The organism is Clostridium sp. UBA5119 (genome assembly GCF_002414285.1).
Lineage (GTDB): Bacteria > Bacillota > Clostridia > Clostridiales > Clostridiaceae > Clostridium_J > Clostridium_J sulfidigenes.
The window spans coordinates 46,147-65,967 of the sequence record NZ_DHYX01000063.1; the positions used below are offsets into that span (position 1 = coordinate 46,147).

A 19,821-nucleotide genomic window follows, 5' to 3' on the forward strand; every position below is an offset into this window, starting at 1 on the left:
CATTCTGACTTATTTATTTTTTGAAGATGACTTATATATCTTATGAAAATAATAACACATATATTACTTTCCATGAGAATATTAACTTAAAAATACTTAATATATACTTAAAATTACACCATTTTCTTTAAATATAAAGAACTTATATAAATTAAATTTCAATTCCTACAATTCTCATTAAATATTTAGCATTTGTGGTATTAGATTTACCTGCCTTTAGTTTGTAATCAAAATATATTTTATTTTCTCTATAATACTCAGAAAAATGATAATTTTTTATTCCACTATGTTCTGAAAGACTACATAATTCTAAATCATGAGTAGTTAAAGCCCCTATAACTCCAGCTTTACTTAAATTTTTAATTACAGCTTCAGCTCCAGTAATCCTATCCTTAGAATTAGTTCCTCTAAAAATTTCATCAATAAGAAAAATCATATTTTTATTATTCTTTGCACCTTCAATAATTTCCTTTATTCTAATTAATTCTCCATAAAAAGTTGAAATTCCATTTTTTAAATCATCTGTTATCCTCATAGATGTATATATCTCTAATAAACTACACTCCATTTTCTTACTAAATACTGGTGCACCTACATAGGCTAAAACTAAATTTATACCTATAGTTCTTAAAAATGTAGTTTTACCAGACATATTTGATCCTGTAATTATAAATATATTTTCCTTCATACTTAAATCATTATTAACCCGTACATCTCTATTTATCAAAGGATGACCAAGGTCTTGTGCCTCTATTTTAGCACCCCTAGGATTTATTGTTGGTAATGTTACCTTTTCATCTATATGAATTAACACAGCAAGACTCATAAGTTCTTCTATAACTCCAATATTAGAAAGCCAACTTTCTATTTTATCACCATTTTCAGCCTTCCAATCCTCAAGAGAAAATACACATTGATAATCCCAAAGAAATAGTATGTTTAAAGCTAAATATAACAATCCATTATTTCTCATATTCACTCTTTCTGATATATTAGAAAGTTTTTTTATAGCTTTAATTGATGAATCTTTATCTTTAAATAAATTTTCTTTTATATTCTTTAACTTTTTAGATTTAAAATCTTTTTTCTCTATTAACTTTAAAATGTTTAAATACTCTTCTAGGTTTCCTCTAAAATAATTAACCACTTCTAGAACTAAATTTAATTTTAAAGTAGATACTGTCCATATAATTGTTTGCACAATTAAAAATAAATACATTAACCAATTAAAATTATTCATTTTAAATATAAGTATTATTAAAGTAATTGGTATTGTAACTAAGGGCATTAAATATATAATCTTTTTAATTAATTTTGATTTTATAAGGACACCTTTATCTTTTACATATTTTAATAATTTTTCAGGGCTTTTTAATCTATTCCTACTATTTCTACCTATATACTCCATTTCCTCACAAAAATCCAAGTCATCAAATAACTCTTTTATAGCATCTTGTCTTAATAGTATTTCATTATAATCAAACCTAGGTTCTAATAAAGAATTAGCTAACGATTTTCTTCCATGCCAAGTATTAGTTATATTTATTAATTGAAATAAAGATTCACTACCCACAATATCTAAATCAGATGCATATCTGTGCTCCTTATTTACAAACTCTTCTCCTAAATCTTGAAAGTTTATCCACTGCCCAGAAATTCTTTGAAGGTATCTATTATTAATTTCAATCATATCCTCAGCCAGTTTTAATTTATTTTTTACTTTTCTATGATATATTACTAAAAATATAAAACTTCCATAAAAAACTATAGAAAGAAATAAAACCCTATTTGTCACTTCTCCTTTTATTCCTATATAGGTGAAATACAATGCTAGTATCATTACTATTAATCTTAAATATCCGATTCTATCAAATTCTTTTTTATATTTAGCAATATCATCATTATACTTACTTATTTTGCTTAAAAATTTATCTTCAACCACATTATTACTCCTTACTTTTTACACTTTAAAATCATCACTGTACCTATATGAATTTCTTATATATTTAACATAAGTTTAAATCTAATATTAAAACAGCAAATCCTCAAAACCCGCATGAACAAAACAACTAGTTAACTAGTTTTATAGTTAAATTCTACATATATAAATAAGCTATTTTATAATATTTTTTCAGTATAATTTTATGTTTAAACTATATTGTTGATATTCACTGTTACTACATGTTATATTACGTGTATATTATATCCAATATTTCTACTTATATCAAACTTATATAAAAGTGTAAATTATATTTACTTATTCATGGTTTTATAATATAATAGTAAAATAATGTATCATGGGGGAGTAGTTTGCGTATAATACTTTTATACGTGACAAGTCAACATAATGATTAATTTTTTAATCTGGCTTGCCTTAAAGAACAAGACTCATGTATAGCTTAATTAAAATGTCTCTAATAAAAGAGATACTTTAAACTACGCTATACATGGGTCTTTTATTTTGTATGAGGAGGATAACTTAAAGTTTAATAAAATAAGATTAAGGAGTTTTTTAATGAGTACTATTGAAATTATAATGATAGGATTATGTCTTAGTATGGATGCTGCCGCAGTATCTATGACTAATGGTATGGTGTACAAGGGTGATACTAAAACAAAAATTATAGCTATGCCTTTATTCTTCGGCTTCTTTCAAGGGTCAATGCCTTTTCTAGGTTATTATGCAGGGGGAATGTTCTCAGAAATTTTAAGTAAATATTCTAGTATTTTAGTTTTAATTATATTAGGATTTATAGGGGCAAATATGTTAAAAGAAGGCATATTTTCAGATAAAGAAGAAGATGAAAATAAAGTTGTACCCCTTACCTACAAGCTTTTATTTTTTCAAGGAATAGCTACTAGTATAGATGCTTTTGCAGTAGGTATTGGCTTTAGTGCTATGAATATTTCTATTCTTCCAGCTATTTGTATCATCGGTATAACCACATTTATTTGTAGTTTTATTGCCATCTTCATAGGAAAGAAATGTGGAGATTTACTTGGTAAAAAAGCTGAAATATTAGGCGGAATTATTTTAATTATTATATCTGTAAAGGCAGTTTTATAATATTGTTTACTATTTAAATATTGTTATAAAACCTTATAATAAATAGTATATTTGAGCATATTATATCTATGGAATATAAATTTAAAAGGAGATGATATGCTTGGAAATTACATTTCAAGGCAATCCAATTACTTTAAAAGGAATTCAACTAAGAGTAGGAGATAAGGCCCCTGACTTTACTTTAATTAATAATGAACTACAACCTGTTACTTTACAAGATACTAAAGGAAAAAGAATCTTTGTAGTTGTTCCATCTATAGATACAGGTGTATGTGATATGGAAGTTAGGAAATTCAATGAAGAAGCTTCTAAACTTAATAAGGTTACTATATACACCATATCAATGGATTTACCTTTTGCTCAAGGTAGATGGTGTGGAGCTACTGGAATTAAAAATGTAATTACTCTTTCCGATTATAAAACTAGAGAATTTGGTGATAGATATGGAGTATACATCAATGAACTAGGATTACTTACTAGAGCTGTCTTCGTATTAGATGAAGATAACACAATTACCTATGTAGAATATTGCAGTGAAGTCACTGATGAACCTAACTATGAAGCTGCACTTCAAGCTGTGAAGTAAGGATATGCATCTATTAAGTTAATATATTTTTTAAAAAAGTCCAGGATACATGATAACATCCTGGACTTTAAACTTATATTAAAATTACTATTAGCTAAATTTACTTCTTCATTTGAAGAAAACTAATTTTTACAAATTCTATTATTAAAATAAATATAGCTGCTAATACAAAAACATAGTATGTTAGTAGTTTTTCTGTGCTAAATATTATAGAAAAAACTATTGATATAATACTTAATGCTATAAACATAATATTTATTTTAAAATAAATAGTCTTTCTAAATTTAACTGATTTTTTATACTTAACATAGGTTGAAATTATAAATGCCATTATTAATAAACTTAAGCTACAAATGAAATATAACCTTAAATTTATATCATCCCATTTATAATTCTGATAAGTAAAGTGTCTAACCAATCCCATTTTCTTATTGGATAACGTATATATCACTACTGTGAATATAACTATTGAAATTTGAATGATAGTACCTATCCACTTTAAAATACTTTTCATAATCATATCAATTACCTTACTTTATATCTATTTTTGTGGCTCTCCAGTTGCTACTGGACCTGATTTAGTTCCTGTGTTTCCACTCCATTCATTCCATCCACCATCATAAAGAGATATCTTCTCAATTCCCATTACATCAGCATACCATAGAACTTCAGCTGCTCTCCAACCTGTTCCACAGAAGAACATTAAGTTTTTATCTGTTGTTATACCATATTCTTTCCACATCTTAATAATTTGATCACCACTAACCATGGTATTATCTTCATTTCTAAAGTCTTCCATACTAGCGCTATCACTACCACCATGACCCCATAGAGAACATACCGGACGTCCTGTTGGTTCAATATAACTATATCCTGAAGTTTTTCCTATATACTCTTCCCAACTTCTAATATCTACTAATGTATTTTCTTCTGGTTTATCTACTGCTGTAAGTGCTTTATCATAATCAACAATATAATCCTTATTTAATGGAGCATCTGCACCAAAGGATTCTACTGCGACCTTAGGATTAGATTTAGTTTCTACCTCATAGCCAGCATTTGTCCATTTGCTAGTTCCACCATTTAATAATCTAACATCTTTTACTCCTAAATACTTAAATATAACTGCTGCTCTTGAAGCTGCACTAGTGTCTCCACCATATAATACGATAGTTGTATCTTTAGTTACACCATTTGCTTTAGCAAACTCTATAAGCTTATCATCTGAAAGACGATTCCATAGTGGTCCCTCTTCTTATTCATCTGTATTAATATGTACAGCTCCTGGAATATGACCTTTTAAATAATCTGTAGCTTTTTTTTCTTCTCCCCATGAAACTTCAAATATTTTAAACTCTTTTCCCTCATAAGTTTCTGGTTTCTTTCCGTCTACTAAATCTTTAACCCATGATGCTGGAACTAACATTTCATAATTAGGATAGGCTACCATAGGATTACTTTCATCCTTTGCCCATTCCTTAACATCATATGTATATAAATTTTTAAATCCTTTTTTAGATAAATAATCAGCTACTTCTTTTGCATCCTCTCCATTTGCATCATAAAGAATTACATTTTTATCAGCTGATATTCCTCTTGCTTCTAGGTCTTTAGCTAAACTTTCTTCTTTATTTTCTGTATCTGCATTTAGCCAATCTGCTGAAAAATCTACTGCACCCTCGATGTGTCCACCTCTTTTAACACCTTCTAATTTCCACCCATTATAGGCATCATTTGCTCTTGTATCAACAACTATCCACTTATCATCTTTAACATTTTTTGTTACTTCCTCAGTAGATATAGTTTTAACTCCTGAGCTTGAATCTTCATTTTCTTTAGCTTTATCTTTAGTACCACATGCTGTCAACGCTGTCATTGATAGTGTTAAAGCTACTGCTGTTAACATTACTTTTATAGATTTTTTCATGTTTTATCCTCCTTTATATTAATCGTTTCATAATTTTCCATTTGTAGCGTAGCACCTTTTATATAGTATGTAAATATTTTTTCATTTTATTTCAATTTGATTTAATAATAGATAAACTTTTTCTATTTAAATTTTAAATAAAAAAAGTTTATCTATAAATTCATTCACATTGACTTATACATTTTTACATTTATCTAAATTATAAAATATCTTTTTCCCTTTGCTCGCGAGGACACTTAAGGTGTAAGTCTAGTTCTATCCCTAGGAATTAGTGATGCTTCTCTTACATTTTCTAATCCTAATAGCTGAGCCGTTAATCTTTCTAATCCTATGGCAAGACCTCCATGGGTTGGCATACCTTGTTTAAATACACAGGTATAGCTGCTGTAATTCTCTGGGTTAAGGCCTTTATATTCTATATTTTTTATTAACTCATTATAATTATGAATTCTTTGTCCTCCAGTAGTTATTTCAACTCCTCTAAATAATAAGTCAAAACTGTGAGTATCTAGTTCTCCACAAGGCATGGTGTACATTGGTCTCTTTCTCCTTGGGTAATGGGTTAAAAATATGAAATCTGAGTTTAACCTTTCCTTAGCATATCTATAAATAAGTTTTTCACCCTCTGGGTCAAGGTCTCCATCTAAGTTCTCTTTACCGTACTCTTTTTCTAATATGTCTAAGGCATCCTTCAACTTCATTCTAGGTATTTCTTCTTGGATTTCTGGAATTTTAACTTCTAGTATGTCTAAGTATTTACTTCCTTCTTCTTTAACCTTACTTAAAATATACTTTAATAGTCTTTCTTCCATGTCCATAACTTCTCTTTCATCTTCTATAAATCCCATTTCAAAGTCCATACTTATATATTCATTTAAGTGCCTATTGGTATTATGCTGTTCTGCTCTATATACATGAGCTATCTCAAAAACTCTTTCAAAACCTGCACCTACCATCATCTGTTTATAAAACTGAGGGCTTTGAGCTAGATAAGCCTCTCTTTCAAAATATTTAACCTTAAATACCTCTGTTCCTCCTTCTGCTCCCTCAGATACTAATTTGGGTGTGAAAATTTCTGTAAACCCTTCCTTAGTTAAAAATTCTCTAAATCCCTGAACTAGTATATTTTGAATGCCAAATACTGAACTTATCTTTTCATGTCTTAAACTTAATACTCTATTATTTAACATAGTGTCTAAATTAATGTTAAGCTCTTTATTATTAACTTCTATAGGAAGTTCTCCTATTGTAGAATTAATAACTTCAATACTTTCAATTTCAATCTCAAAGTTATTTAATTTATTTTTTCCCTCTTTAACTACACCTTCAATAGAAACTACAGATTCTGTTTTTAAATCCATTTTTTCAGCAATAGAATTTTCAGCTACACATTGCACTAGTCCAGTTCTATCTCTTAATACTATAAAAGTAATAGATTTCAACTTTCTAACACGATAAATCCATCCTGATATTTTTACTTTTTCATTCATATGATCAATTAAATTATTTACTAATACTCTTTTCATTGTTATACCTCCTAAATTTAAACATTTTAAAAGCCCCTTAAGCCAACGGCTCAAGGGGCAAAATATGCGGTACCACCCTTGCTGATATAGTAATTAAACACTAATAAATTCTTAGAGTCTTACACTCTAGAAATTATTATATATTAGGATAGATTAATTTTCTTAAGACATTTGAAGATGCCTTATACCGGTATNNAAAACTTACATTAATGAAACGAGCTCTATTTCATTAAAATAAAAAAACCTTCACTCCAATAGGAGTGAAAGCATATTCACGGTACCATCCTAATTTGATTAAGTATTATTTACTTTATCATCTCAATCCCTTTAACGGGGGAATCCGATCTACCCTACTTTTCATTTCAGGTAAATATCTCCAGGATGTCTTTCAATACTACTTTTCTCATAGAGCTTCCACCATCCTCTACTCGCTTTACATACTTAGTAATATTTACTCTTCCTTTCAAAGAATTATAAATATATATTTTCTATATAATATGCCTTTTTAGAATTTTTGTCAATATATTTTGATAATTCTTTCATCATCTTTAGTTAAAATTTTAAATAAATAAATTTAACTAATAGTTATTTCAAATAATACTAAATTATTCTAAAAAAAATATTATTATATACTTGGATATAAATTTATTCTTTTATGAATTTATAGAAACCTACAATAAAACAAAAAGGTGTGTGTGAAAATGGACGAAAAGAAAAATTTACTTTTAGATGCTCTATGTAACAGCGTCCTTGATATGGATGAAGATTTAGTAAGAGCTAAAGCTGACGAATACCTAAATCTAGGATATGATGCCTATGATGGAATAGCTTCTGGTTTAGCTGTAGGAATGGATAAGACAGGAATTTTATATGAGGAAGAGGAGTATTATATTCCTGAGCTACTTATGTGTTCTGATGCTATGTATGCAGGTATGGATAAGTTTAGACCTCATCTAAAATTTGCTTCTAATGAGATAAAACATAAGGCTGTTGTGGGTGTAGTAGAGGGCGATACCCATGACATAGGTAAAAATCTATTCAAAATTATGCTTGAAACCTGTGGTTTTGAGGTATATGACCTAGGAAGAGATGTTCCTCCTATGGAATTCATAAATAAAGTAAAAGAAACAAAAGCTACCTTAGTCGGAATGTCTACTTTAATGACTACAACTATGGATAATATGAAGGTAGTTATTGATATGTTAAATGATGTTGGGCTTAGAGATGATGTTGTAGTCATGATAGGTGGTGGACCCATCTCTCAAAGCTTTGCAGATAAAATAGGGGCAGATGGTTATGAAGTTGAGGCTTCAAAGGCTGCTCGTTTAGCTAAAGAGCTTGTTTCAAGGAGGCGTGTAGCTAATGCTTAAAGATAAAATGACTCCTATGGAAAGAGCTATAGCAATTTCTAAAGGAAACACTATCGATAGAATACAATGCAATCCAAATCTTTCCAATGGTATTGCAAGGGTAGCAGGATTAAAAATTTCTGAGTTTAATCATAGTAGTAAAGCTCTATCCCATGCAGTTATAGAAACCCACAAAAGATTTGGTGGAGATGGTGCTAAAATATTTACAGATTTATTTATTATTTCAGAAGCCATGGGTGCAAAAATGAAATATCCAGAAGATAATACTGTAGACCTACTTGAACCAGCAATTAAATCTATAGATGAACTAAGTAAACTTACCCCTGTAAACCCATTAAAGGATGGAAGGCTTCCTATTCATATAGAAGCTATGAAAATCGTAAAAGATGCTATAGGTTCTGAAGTTCCTTGTAGTGCAGCAATAGTAGGACCATTCACTAATGCATGTTTCTTAATTGGTGTTCAAGAAATGACCAAACTCATGATAAGAAATCCTGAAGCCGTTCATAAACTATGCAAAATTTCTCTTGAAAGTTGTATTTCTTTTGTGAAAGAATCTCTAAAACAAGGCGTTGGAATTAGCATCTGTGAACCTATGGCATCTTCCACTGTTATTAGCCCTACTCATTTCAGAAAATACTGTACGCCATATATGGAACAATTAGTTAACTTCATAAAAGATAAAGGTTCAACTCCTTCTGTTCATATTTGTGGAAAAACAGATCCTATTTGGCAAGATATAGTAGACTTAGGCTTCAGTGCATTTAGCATAGATAATGTAGTAAGCCTATCAAAGTGTAAAGAAACTATAGGAAACCAAATAAAAATCATGGGAAATGTAGATCCTTCTACTGTAATGTATAGCGGTACTCCTAATGAAGTTAAGGTAGCTACCTTAATATGTATAAGGGATGGTTATGATAGCCCTAAAGGCTATTCGGTAATGTCCGGATGTGGACTTCCTGTTGAAACTCCTATAGATAATATCCATGCTATGCTGGATGTTACTAGAGAACTTGGATGGCCTATAGATCCAGAAAAAATAGATTTTCTAATTAAAAAGTATGGTGGTATTTAAATGTATTCTATTGGTTTATAAATGAGTTTTAAAATATTCAAAGTTAAATCAGCGCTAAAATTTCCTTATGTTGTTGAAAGTAATCTTTCTTATAACTATTAAGTAAGTTTCAGCGCTTAAATTACATGTAGTTTATTTACTATTTAAATGTAACTTTGACCAATCTTCAAAAAGTATATTAGCTGTAGGTTTAGCTTCTGGTACTCCATCTAGTTTTTTTTGTGCTACCATAAGATTTTGTTCATAATCTATAGCATAAATTGCTGCATCTGATGCAATCTGACGTTGTATATCTCGATAAATTGCTTTTCTTCTATCTGCATCTACCTCTTCTGCCCCTACCTTCCATAAATTATCTACTTTAAAGTTAGTATATCCCGTTTGATTATAGTAAGAGCCTGTTTCAAACATCTTTCTATAATCTTCTGGAGCTAATCCTAAAGAATATCCACTAATGTATAAAGCAAATTCATCATCTTTACTATATAACTTGTTATAAAACTCTATATTTTCATAAGGTACTATGTCAACCTCTATATCTATGTCTTTCAACTGTTTCTGTACGATTTCTGCATACTTCTTATGAGCAAAGGCTTCTTTATTATATGCTAACTTAAGGTTATTTATAGCAACTCCGCTTTCTTCTATTAATTCTTTAGATTTTTCTATATCATGATTATATACTTCTACCTCATCTTCTATGTATAGTTCTGCCTCTTTAATTAAAATTGAATTCCCTTCTTCTACCTTCTCTGCACCTGATTCTCCATAGGCTGCAACTATCATTTCTTTTCTATCTAAAGCATAAGATAGTGCTTTTCTAAATACTATATTTTGCATTGAACTAACATTTTGATTAAAAACTATATAGTTTAATCTTCCTTGGCTAAAGGTATAAGATTGCAATTCTTCTCCCTTATAGGCTTTATCATATAATTCTAGGCTTGCTTTAACTAAAGTTAGCTCTCCCTTATTAAATGCCTCCTCTGCAACTTCTTCTGATGAAAATACTTTTATTGTTATGAAATCAGCCTTAGGGCTTCCTGAATAATAATCATCATATTTTTCTAAAACCATAGTATCTTCTTTAGTCCATTCTTTAAATTTAAAGGGTCCAGATCCTATAGGTGTCTTATTTTTCTCTGAAGTTGAAACTATACCTTCATTGTCATAAATATGCTTAGGAATAGGAACCACCTTTGAAAGATTATATAAAAACATTGAGTTCTCAACTGGAAGGGTTATTTTAATAGTTAATTCATCTAATTTTTCTGCTTTTATAGGTTTTTCATCTATAATTAAATAATCTCTTAAGGGTGAATCTTGATTCTCATCTAAAATTAGGTTTATTGTATACTCTAAATCATCTGAATTTATAGGTCTACCATCATGCCATTTTAGATTTTCCTTTAATTTAATAGTTATCTCCTTATTATCCTTAAAGTCAACAGACTCTGCTAGATAAGTTCTAACATCTCCGTCTCCATAGAAAAAAAGTGGAGAATAAATTATATTAGACACTAGCTGAACCTCTCCTACATTTGTAAATGCAGGGTTTACTATTTCTGGTTTCTCTGTTACTGGAACAATTATATTTCCTCCAGCCGTAGTAGATATTTGTCCTTCATCATTTTTAGGCCCTTTTAAATTACCGCACCCAGTAAAATTCATTATACTTATAATTATTAATAACATAGAAATCATTCTTTTAAGTTTCATAATGTCCTCCTTGATATAAAACATAAATTATTTTACTTTAGCTTTTGCACTTTAGACTAATTTTAAGCATAAAAATAAATTATTCTTAAAATATAGGTACATTATGAAATTTACCCACGAAAAAGACTATCTCAAAACAAATTACATCTTATATTTAGTAAATTGTTTTGAGATAGTCCTATAAACAGATTTCTAAGCTTAAGAGGAAGTTTTCACTCCCACTGAAGTCTAGACATCGTTATCCAAGGACGTAACTGCTCTTTACTCCCACTTTTAAGAAGATTGGAGTATTAAAGCTAGTAGTCATCGGATAAACTTAATGGAATATTGGGTATAAAATAAATTAAATATAATTATACTATAAACTTGGTTTACAAATAAATTCATCTATTTTACAATCTAAAATATTAGAACCATGAGACGTACGCATAATAATGGCAGTATCTACTCCTAGACTTGTTCCCCCTAAAGCTATAATGGGCTCCATATATCCTATAGCACCACTATCTAAAGCCATTACTGCTATTTCCACTGCTACTTTAGTACCTTGACCTAACATACGTAGAGAGTATGCAATTATTTCTACAGGATTTACTCCTCCAAACTTACGTGAAAGTCCACGTTCTGCTCCACTAAGCACATGGGTTGTAGTTACAACCTTAATTCCTCTACTTTTAAATAACTCTAGTTTTTCTGCAGAGATTTCTTGAACTCCGGGTTCTTTAAATCCATTAACATGTGTAACACATACTATGTTTATTCCATCTATATCTAACTTAAGAAGCTCCTCTATAGTATTCCCTGTACTAGTAGGTACTACTATAGTCTTAATACTCCTTTTACGAGCTGTTTTTAATGCACTCTCTAATGTATTTTTAGTATTCTGTTTTCCTGGTTTTTCAAAATACATACTAACTTCCTCCCCAAATTATATATAATATATTTAAATTATAGCATATATCCTCTTTACTAATAATTGTACCAGAGCTAAAGGCCTTAATTTAACGCTTTTAAAATCAAAGTGTAAGCATTTTCTTTTATCTTTTCTATATCCATGGCTTCAAGGTTTGATGTAGAACAAAAATAATTTGAATAGCCTAACATAGCACTTATAAACACATAGTATTCATACTCTCTATTTTCTTGTGCTTTAACTATACCCTCATCTATTCCAACTTCCATTAACCTTCTTACAGCGTCAGACATTTCTTCCTTTCGCTTTATAAAAATTTGGTTACCTTCTTCTAAATATTGTCTTAGTTTATCTGTTTCAATACTTGATAAAGCCAGAATAAAGTTTGAGTTTTTGCTTCTAGAATTTTCTTCTATTAATTTAAACAAACCATAACATTTATTTTTAAATCCCTGAGCTTTATTAACTATGCTAAATACTTCATTAAATTGAATTTCTATATTATATATAATAGCCTTTGCTAGTATTTCTTCCTTAGACTTGAAATAATTATACAGAGTTCCTTTCCCCATGCCTGCTGCTTCTGCAATATCAGCAGCTTTTACTGAATGAAGGTCTATACCTTCATTAATAAGCTTTATTACAGCATTAAATATATCTATTTCTCTTTTACCATAGTTATTATCAAACATTTTTACCCTCCTCAACCTCTAATACTAAAGCCTTCCTATGCAATATGTCGTATATAATAGGAACAATAAATAATGTTAATAGTGTAGCATAGGTTAATCCTCCTATGGTCACGATAGCCATTGGTTGAATCATATCTGCTCCCATTCCTATTCCCATAGCAAGGGTTGAAAGTCCTAAAATAGTAGTTAATGCTGTCATAAGTATAGGTCTAATACGAGCCTTTCCAGTTTCAATTAAAGCATTTCTTTTATCAACACCCTGTAACCTTAATTGATTTACATAATCAACAAAAACTATACCATTGTTAACTACAATTCCTGCTAATACAAGAAAACCTAACATGGAAATCATACTTATTTCGAAACCAGTTATTACCAATGATAAGAGTCCTCCTGTAAATGCTAGAGGTATAGTAATCATNNGGTGATAATAATGACTGAAATTGAGCTACCATTATTAAATATATTAAAACAATAGCTAGTGAAATCATTTTTATTAAATCTCCTAAGGTTTCATTAATAGTTTCACTTTCTCCAGTAATATCTATGATGTATCCATCTGGTAATTTATAAGAACTTATTTTGCTTTCTACATCTCTACTGACAAGTCCAATATTGTGATCATTGTCTATACCCGCAGTAACTGACATACTTCGTACTTGATTCTTATGGTTAATAGAAGCTAATGCCTGGTCTTCTGAAATTGTAGATATATCCTTAAGGGATACTTCCTTTTCTTCACCATTAACTGTAGCTTTTATAGTATAATCCTTCAATGTTTCCCTTGTTAATTCTTCCTTAGACTCAGTTACAACTATTACAGGATATTCATTAGAGTTAATGGTAATATTAGTTGATTTAGTTTCATTCTTAATCGCTGTAGCCACTTGTTGATATACTTGTGCTACAGTAAGTCCATATTTAAGTGCCTTATTTTTATCAACTGTAATTCTAGTCTCTTCTGATGCATCTTTTAGACCATTCGATATATCAATTGTTCCTTCAGTGTCTTCTAAAATTCCTGTTAAATCAGTAGCTATCTCCTTAAGTTTATCTAAGTCATTACCTTTAACAAGAATTTCTATACCTGAGCCACCCATAGCTGACATATCCATATTAGATGAATTTACAGTTATATCACAATTTAAGTCCTTTGTTTTTTCATCTATTATAGTAGCTACTTGTTGACTAGTGTTACTTCTTTCATCCTTCAAAATTATATACATAGATACCGCTTTATTGCTACCATTACCACCTAAAAGGCCCATGGAGCCATTTCCACCTTGCATAGCACCTACTGTTTTAACATCTGGTATTGTAAGGATTAAATCCATTATCTTATTACTCATTTCTCTAGCATCTATGGTAGTACTTTCCTTAGGCATTTCTATTGATACCATTATCTCATTACTATCAACCTCTGGCATAAATGCTGTCCCCATAGAAAAAGCACTATAAGCACTAGAAATTAATAATACTACCACTAAACCTATAATTATAATCTTATGATTAAGTGCTTTTTCTAGTAACTTTACATAAATTCCTATAATTTTATCAAATAGTTTATGAGACTTTTCTTTAGTATTGGTTAGCATAGTAGATGACATAGTAGGCACCAAGGTTAAGGCTATAATTAAACTAGCAATTAATGAATATGCAATTGTTAGTCCCATGTCAGTAAATAGTTGTCGAGATATTCCTTGAGTAAATACAATAGGTAAGAATACACAAATTGTTGTTAAAGTAGATGCAAATATTGCTCCTGAAACTTGAGCTGCACCATAAACAGCAGCCTTAGCAGAAGACATACCTTCACTTCTTAATCTATATATATTTTCAATTACTACAATACTATTATCTACTAACATACCAACTCCTAATGCTAGTCCTGCTAAAGATATTACATTCATAGTAACTCCACTAAAATACATTAACCCTATTGCAAATAATAAACTTACAGGTATACTCATTGCTATTATAACTGTTGGTTTTATATCTCTTAAAAAAACAAGTAATATTACTATTGCAAGAATTCCTCCTAAAATTAAGTTATTTAATACAGAATTTATTACAATATCAATATACATTCCTTGATCACTAAGCTGATTTATATGCATATCTGGATTTTCTTTTGATAATTTTTCGATAATTTTATTTATATCATGGGATACTTCAGCAGTGGAAGCTGTACTTTGTTTTTGGAAAGAAAGTAAAATACCATCATTACCATTAATTTTTGCATACATGTCATGGGAATTATTTATAAATCCTATATCTGCCACATCTTTAAGCTTTACTGTACCAATACCATCTATATCCAAGGTTATCAATTCTAAATTTTCTATTTCATCTACATTTGAAAATTGGTCTCCTACCTTAACTAAATACTCATGTTTATTTTCTGTAATATATCCAGCTGGCATGGAAAAGTTTTCTGCTGCTAATATACTACTTAATGAACTTTGGGAAATCACTCCATCTAATCCTGCTTTTTTATAAGCATTTTCTTCTGCAATTTTAAATTCTTCTTTTCCTTTCTTAATAGCCTCTTCACTTTCTTCTAATTGAAGTTGTGCCTTGGCTAACTCAGAGTTAAGGGTGGCCTTTCCAGCTTCTAATTGTTTTTCTCCCCCTATAACTTCTGATAACTTCTTCTCTAATTCCTTCTTTTGCTTTAAAATCTCTTCAATACTTTTATTAGTAGCTTCTAAAGTTATAGATAGTTGTGTTAATTTTAACTTTTCTTCTGCTGAAGTTTCTTCTCCTGCCTTTATTTCCTCTTCTATAACTTTTTCTAGATTTTCCTTTTCTTTTTTAATCTCATCACGCTTTTTTTCTAATTCTTCTTGACCTTGGATTAATAATTTTAACCCTTGCTCAACTTGAGATTTTCCAGAAGAAAGGCTCATACTACCTTCCAATAACTTTTCTTTCTGCTTATCACTTTCTTCATTAAACTTAACTTTACCATCTTGCAAAGCTTTTTCAGCTTTATCTAATTCTGCTTTAGTTTGAGATAGTTTTCCATCAATAGATTTAAGAATTCTATTATTAAGCTTATCTATTTTTTCTTGCTTCAGAGAGATTTGTAAACTTTCCTCAATTATCCCTGTACCAGAAACAGATGCTACTCCATCCAATCGTTCAAATTCAGGTATAATCTCCTCTGCTACTTTCTTTGATGTTTCAGTAATATCTTTTCCATCAAAGTCTACACTAGCAACTACAATTGGTAGCATATCTGGATTTATCTTTATTAGCATAGGTGTCCCCACTTCATCATCAAGTTGGGATTTAACCATATCAATATTTCCATTCATCTCAATCATAGCGCTTTCCATATTAGTCCCTTGAGTAAACTGAATAATAACCATGCTTGAGTTTTCACTAGAAATACTATTAATTTCTTCTACTCCACTAGTAGTAGATAAAACTTGTTCTAATGGCTTTGTCACAGTAAGCTCAACTTTCTCTGGACTTGCACCAGGATAGGCAGTTATTACTGCTACATAAGGTAAATCTATACTAGGTAATAAATCAGTAGTCATTGATGTAAAAGATATAATTCCAAGAATAATAACCAATACAACCCCTACTATAACAGTCATAGGTTTCTTCACACTGAATTTTGATAACACTTTAGTACCCCCATTATTATTAAATTTAAATGACTGACCGTCCAGTCATCAGATATTGTACCATATATTACATATAGTTACAATGAGTTCATGGCATTAAAAAGCTGCTTAAAAATAGACTAAATACTTAACTAAAGTACTTAATCTATTTTCAAGCAGTATATTCTCTTTATATATTTTTTAGAATATATTATTCATAAATATTTAACTCAACAGTCACCTTAAATAAATCCCCATCTATACCTATTTCTAAAGTTCCGTCATGAAGTTCTATTATGCTTTTTGCAATCGCTAAACCTAAGCCTGAACCTTCTGTATTCCTTGATTCTTCTCCTCTTTTAAATCTTTCTGTAATCTCACTAGCATCAAAGTTTAATTCATAAGCTGATATATTTTTCATAGTTATATATACCTTATCATTTTCAGATTTCACATCTACATAAACTCTAGTGCTTTTTAGTGAATATTTTATAGCATTAGAAATTAGGTTTTCAAATACTCTCCAAATCTTTCTTCCATCAGCATTAATATATATTTTTTCTGATGGTATATTGGTTTTAAAATCTAAATTTGCTTCTTGAATTCTATTCTCTGCTTCTCCTAATGTCTGTCTTATTAAAGCATTTAACTCTATTTTTTCAAAATTTAACTGCATAGCTCCACTTGTAGCCTTGGAAGCCTCAAATAAATCTTCTATTAATATCTTTAATCTTTGAGATTTCCTATCTAAAACTTCTACATAAGCTCTTGCTTCTTCTGGTTCAATGCCCATTCTTTTAAGTAAATCTACATAATTAATAATTGATGTTAATGGAGTTTTAAGATCATGAGATACATTTGAAATAAGCTCTGTTTTCATTTTTTCACTTTTATTCTCATTTTCTATAGATTTTCTAAGTCCTTGCTTCATATTGTTTATACTATGAGCAAGATCTCTTAATGCTCCCTTCCCCTCTTCTGATATATCATCATTAATTTTTCCTTCTGAAATAAGCTTAGCACCATTAGTTATTTTATTTAAATAAGCAAATTCTTTTACTAATTTATATATAACAATTGCTGTAGCAACTATATCAAAGCCAAGTGCAATAACTGCTCCTACTGCTCCTACTATAGCCATTAATATTAAAGATACACTAGTACAAATAGCTACATATACGCCTATAACCAATACTAATTTTCTTCCTAAAGTACCTTTTTCCATAGCTATACATAAATGATTATAAAGTTTTACTCCATAACTATCTTTAAGAAGTGTATTCTCCTTATAATTTTGAAGTAAGGCTTTGATAATTAAGTAATAAGCTATCAAAATTAATGTTACCACTATTATATTATTAATATTGATGGTGTATCTATATTCATTACTCCAATTATGTGTAAAAAACATATGATAAGATATCCATCCCATTAATATACCTAATAACTTAAATTCTAAAGGCATATTTTTTAATTTTTCTACTATTCTACTTGAATAGCATGGCTTATATCTAAACTTCCTAAGGACAAAAATCATAATTACTACCCCAAATAAGGAGATTATCAAAATGCCTATTTCTGTATCTACAATAGAATTAGCTTGCAGAAATTTTTCATAAGTATTATATATGCTATCTCCAGCTACTAGTTTACTTGGGACTGCTATATATATATCCAAGTCTCCCTTTACTCTAAAGCTCTCTTCATTAGTATAACTATTACCATTCTCATTATAACTATGTGTAACTACTACCGTAGCTCCACGACCTTCGGTGTAGTTACCATATTCATTTAGTTCCTTATCTTTAATAAGTTCTCCATTAATAAATATATTTTTGTTTTCTACTCCGCTAGAAATATGATATTCGGAAAAATAACCACTACTTTTCTTTAACTCTGCAATGGCATCCTTACCTGGTTTATAGTTTGTAAGCCATATGTCATTAGCTTTATCATAGGCAATATACCTTAAATTTGAATAGCTATCCAAAGTCTTAATATACCTATTGTAATTCACCAACTTCTCTTCAACTATTAACTTTTTTAGTTCTTCATCACTATAATTGTACTTTTCCTCTATACTTTTATATATAGCTTCTTCCTCTTTGTTAACCTTCTCTTCCTCCCAATTGTTAGTGTATTTTTCATGTAACTTACTTTGCTCATTACCATACTCTTCTTGAATCTTCTTTCTTATAATTTCTTTTTTCCATTGAATTTCTTCCTGGGTTAAATTTTTCATTTCCTTAATGTAATCTTCTGTTTTATAAAGTTCCATTACTTCAAGAATCTTTTCTGTAAAAGAGTTGATCTCACTTCCTAAAAATTTACTTCCATACAGACTTCTTTCATCAAAAATACCACTATTAACTCTAATGTCTTTAAAGGAAATTAGGGATATGGAGACCATTACTACAGTTATTATAATAGCTATAGTCTTTGCTATTTTTATTCTTCTGCAGTCTTTTACCATTTCTTCATACTCTCTATCCTTTTCATCAACACTTGTCGATTTTGTATCCAATTCCCCACACCACCTTTAAATATTTTGGTTCCTTTGGATTAATTTCAATTTTTTCTCTAATCCTTCTTATATGCACAGCTACAGTATTATCTACATTGTAGCTAGTTTCATTCCAAACTCTTTCGTATATTTCTTCCATGGAAAATACTCTTCCTTTATTCTTAAGCAATAATTCTAAAATTTTAAATTCTATAGGCGTTAGTTTTATACTTTCACCATCAACAAAAACTTCCTTATTTTTAGTGTTTAGTTCTAATCCACCACTTTTTAAAACTTCCTTTTCTTCTTCTTTGTTAAAATTACCTAAGGTCACATATCTTCTAAGTTGTGATTTAACCCTTGCAATTAACTCTAATGGGTTAAATGGTTTCGATAAATAATCATCAGCTCCAGAAGTCAGTCCTTGAATCTTATCTATATCTTCTGACTTTGCTGATAGCATAATTATAGGCATACTTTTTTCTTCTCGTATCTTTAAACAGGCTTGAATACCATCCATTTTTGGCATCATAATATCGAGGATTATTAAATCTACATCATTTGATTTTAAAAATTCTAGCCCTTTTATCGCATCGGCTACTTTAATGGTCTCCATCCCTTCATTTTCTAAGTAAACAGAAATCAAATTTCTAATATCATTATCATCATCTATAACAAGAATTTTGGGTATCATGGTTTCTCCTTTTTAGTAATCTTCCCGAATAAACATTAAATATGTTTTTTAAATCGTTATTAATTCCAACTAGCTAAAGTTATTATCTATTTCATGTATATGCTATATTATTATTCTATCATTTTTTAA

The 19,821-nt window shown here is 29.5% G+C and carries 14 protein-coding genes, 1 pseudogene and 1 other annotated feature; of the genes and pseudogenes, 5 read left to right on the plus strand and 10 right to left on the minus strand.

Annotation, left to right across the window (positions count from 1 at the left end; genetic code table 11):
• Positions 1–151 precede the first annotated feature (151 nt).
• Positions 152–1,942 (minus strand): MutS-related protein, encoded by a 1,791-nt coding sequence (locus B2671_RS10395; protein WP_346870351.1) that lies wholly within the window; start codon positions 1,940–1,942, stop codon positions 152–154.
• A 573-nt stretch (positions 1,943–2,515) separates the two neighbouring features.
• Here B2671_RS10395 and B2671_RS10400 point away from each other — a divergent pair.
• Positions 2,516–3,067, plus strand: coding sequence for a manganese efflux pump MntP family protein (locus B2671_RS10400; protein ID WP_346870352.1), 552 nt, complete (start codon positions 2,516–2,518; stop codon positions 3,065–3,067).
• Positions 3,068–3,167: 100 nt separating this feature from the next.
• Positions 3,168–3,653, plus strand: a complete 486-nt coding sequence (gene tpx / locus B2671_RS10405; RefSeq protein WP_346870353.1) for a thiol peroxidase — start codon at positions 3,168–3,170, stop codon at positions 3,651–3,653.
• Positions 3,654–4,194: 541 nt separating this feature from the next.
• On the opposite strand, the gene B2671_RS10410 is transcribed toward tpx, so the two are convergent.
• Complete coding sequence (locus B2671_RS10410; protein WP_346870364.1) at positions 4,195–4,824, minus strand: sulfurtransferase; 630 nt, start codon at positions 4,822–4,824, stop codon at positions 4,195–4,197.
• Here B2671_RS10410 and B2671_RS10415 point away from each other — a divergent pair.
• Positions 4,721–4,948, plus strand: coding sequence for a hypothetical protein (locus B2671_RS10415; protein WP_346870354.1), 228 nt, complete (start codon positions 4,721–4,723; stop codon positions 4,946–4,948). The genes B2671_RS10410 and B2671_RS10415 overlap by 104 nt on opposite strands.
• Here B2671_RS10415 and B2671_RS10420 read toward each other — a convergent pair.
• Both B2671_RS10420 and aspS read right to left on the minus strand, forming a co-directional pair.
• The gene (locus tag B2671_RS10420) at positions 4,909–5,580 is read right to left on the minus strand and encodes a rhodanese-like domain-containing protein (RefSeq protein WP_346870355.1); all 672 of its coding nucleotides are present in this window, start codon (positions 5,578–5,580) and stop codon (positions 4,909–4,911) included. The two genes, B2671_RS10415 and B2671_RS10420, sit on opposite strands and share 40 nt — an antisense overlap.
• A gap of 236 nt (positions 5,581–5,816) precedes the next feature.
• Positions 5,817–7,106: an aspartate--tRNA(Asn) ligase gene (gene aspS, locus B2671_RS10425; RefSeq protein ID WP_346870356.1), complete on the minus strand. Its 1,290-nt coding sequence runs from the start codon at positions 7,104–7,106 to the stop codon at positions 5,817–5,819.
• A gap of 253 nt (positions 7,107–7,359) precedes the next feature.
• Positions 7,360–7,582 (minus strand) — a binding site (T-box leader).
• 225 nt (positions 7,583–7,807) lie between these two features.
• Here aspS and B2671_RS10430 point away from each other — a divergent pair.
• Positions 7,808–8,476: a corrinoid protein gene (locus B2671_RS10430; protein ID WP_346870357.1), complete on the plus strand. Its 669-nt coding sequence runs from the start codon at positions 7,808–7,810 to the stop codon at positions 8,474–8,476.
• Positions 8,469–9,554, plus strand: a complete 1,086-nt coding sequence (locus tag B2671_RS10435) for a uroporphyrinogen decarboxylase family protein (protein WP_346870358.1) — start codon at positions 8,469–8,471, stop codon at positions 9,552–9,554. The genes B2671_RS10430 and B2671_RS10435 overlap by 8 nt, the downstream gene beginning before the upstream one ends.
• A gap of 132 nt (positions 9,555–9,686) precedes the next feature.
• On the opposite strand, the gene B2671_RS10440 is transcribed toward B2671_RS10435, so the two are convergent.
• The 6 genes and pseudogenes from B2671_RS10440 to B2671_RS10465 all read right to left on the minus strand — a co-directional run bounded on the left by B2671_RS10440 (position 9,687) and on the right by B2671_RS10465 (position 19,692).
• Positions 9,687–11,273, minus strand: a complete 1,587-nt coding sequence (locus B2671_RS10440; protein ID WP_346870359.1) for an ABC transporter substrate-binding protein — start codon at positions 11,271–11,273, stop codon at positions 9,687–9,689.
• Positions 11,274–11,631: 358 nt separating this feature from the next.
• The gene (locus tag B2671_RS10445) at positions 11,632–12,183 is read right to left on the minus strand and encodes a pyruvate kinase alpha/beta domain-containing protein (RefSeq protein WP_346870360.1); all 552 of its coding nucleotides are present in this window, start codon (positions 12,181–12,183) and stop codon (positions 11,632–11,634) included.
• A gap of 86 nt (positions 12,184–12,269) precedes the next feature.
• A complete protein-coding gene (locus B2671_RS10450) occupies positions 12,270–12,878 on the minus strand; it encodes a TetR/AcrR family transcriptional regulator (protein WP_346870361.1) in 609 nt (202 codons plus the stop codon).
• A pseudogene (locus B2671_RS10455) lies at positions 12,871–16,516 on the minus strand (efflux RND transporter permease subunit). The gene B2671_RS10450 and the pseudogene B2671_RS10455 overlap by 8 nt, the downstream one beginning before the upstream one ends.
• Positions 16,517–16,706: 190 nt before the next feature.
• The gene (locus B2671_RS10460; RefSeq protein WP_346870362.1) at positions 16,707–19,019 is read right to left on the minus strand and encodes a HAMP domain-containing sensor histidine kinase; all 2,313 of its coding nucleotides are present in this window, start codon (positions 19,017–19,019) and stop codon (positions 16,707–16,709) included.
• Complete coding sequence (locus B2671_RS10465; protein WP_414632632.1) at positions 18,994–19,692, minus strand: response regulator transcription factor; 699 nt, start codon at positions 19,690–19,692, stop codon at positions 18,994–18,996. Before B2671_RS10465 ends, B2671_RS10460 begins: the two co-directional genes overlap by 26 nt.
• Between the last annotated feature and the right edge of the window lie 129 nt (positions 19,693–19,821).

Excerpts from the sequence above, each read along its gene's own strand:
- aspS (WP_346870356.1), bottom strand. The coding sequence starts at position 7,106 with ATGAAAAGAGTATTAGTAAATAATTTAATTGATCATATGAATGAAAAA.
- B2671_RS10430 (WP_346870357.1), top strand. The coding sequence starts at position 7,808 with ATGGACGAAAAGAAAAATTTACTTTTAGATGCTCTATGTAACAGCGTC.
- B2671_RS10450 (WP_346870361.1), bottom strand. The coding sequence starts at position 12,878 with ATGTTTGATAATAACTATGGTAAAAGAGAAATAGATATATTTAATGCT.
- B2671_RS10400 (WP_346870352.1), top strand. The coding sequence starts at position 2,516 with ATGAGTACTATTGAAATTATAATGATAGGATTATGTCTTAGTATGGAT.
- B2671_RS10445 (WP_346870360.1), bottom strand. The coding sequence starts at position 12,183 with ATGTATTTTGAAAAACCAGGAAAACAGAATACTAAAAATACATTAGAG.
- B2671_RS10440 (WP_346870359.1), bottom strand. The coding sequence starts at position 11,273 with ATGAAACTTAAAAGAATGATTTCTATGTTATTAATAATTATAAGTATA.
- B2671_RS10465 (WP_414632632.1), bottom strand. The coding sequence starts at position 19,692 with ATGATACCCAAAATTCTTGTTATAGATGATGATAATGATATTAGAAAT.
- B2671_RS10435 (WP_346870358.1), top strand. The coding sequence starts at position 8,469 with ATGCTTAAAGATAAAATGACTCCTATGGAAAGAGCTATAGCAATTTCT.
- B2671_RS10420 (WP_346870355.1), bottom strand. The coding sequence starts at position 5,580 with ATGAAAAAATCTATAAAAGTAATGTTAACAGCAGTAGCTTTAACACTA.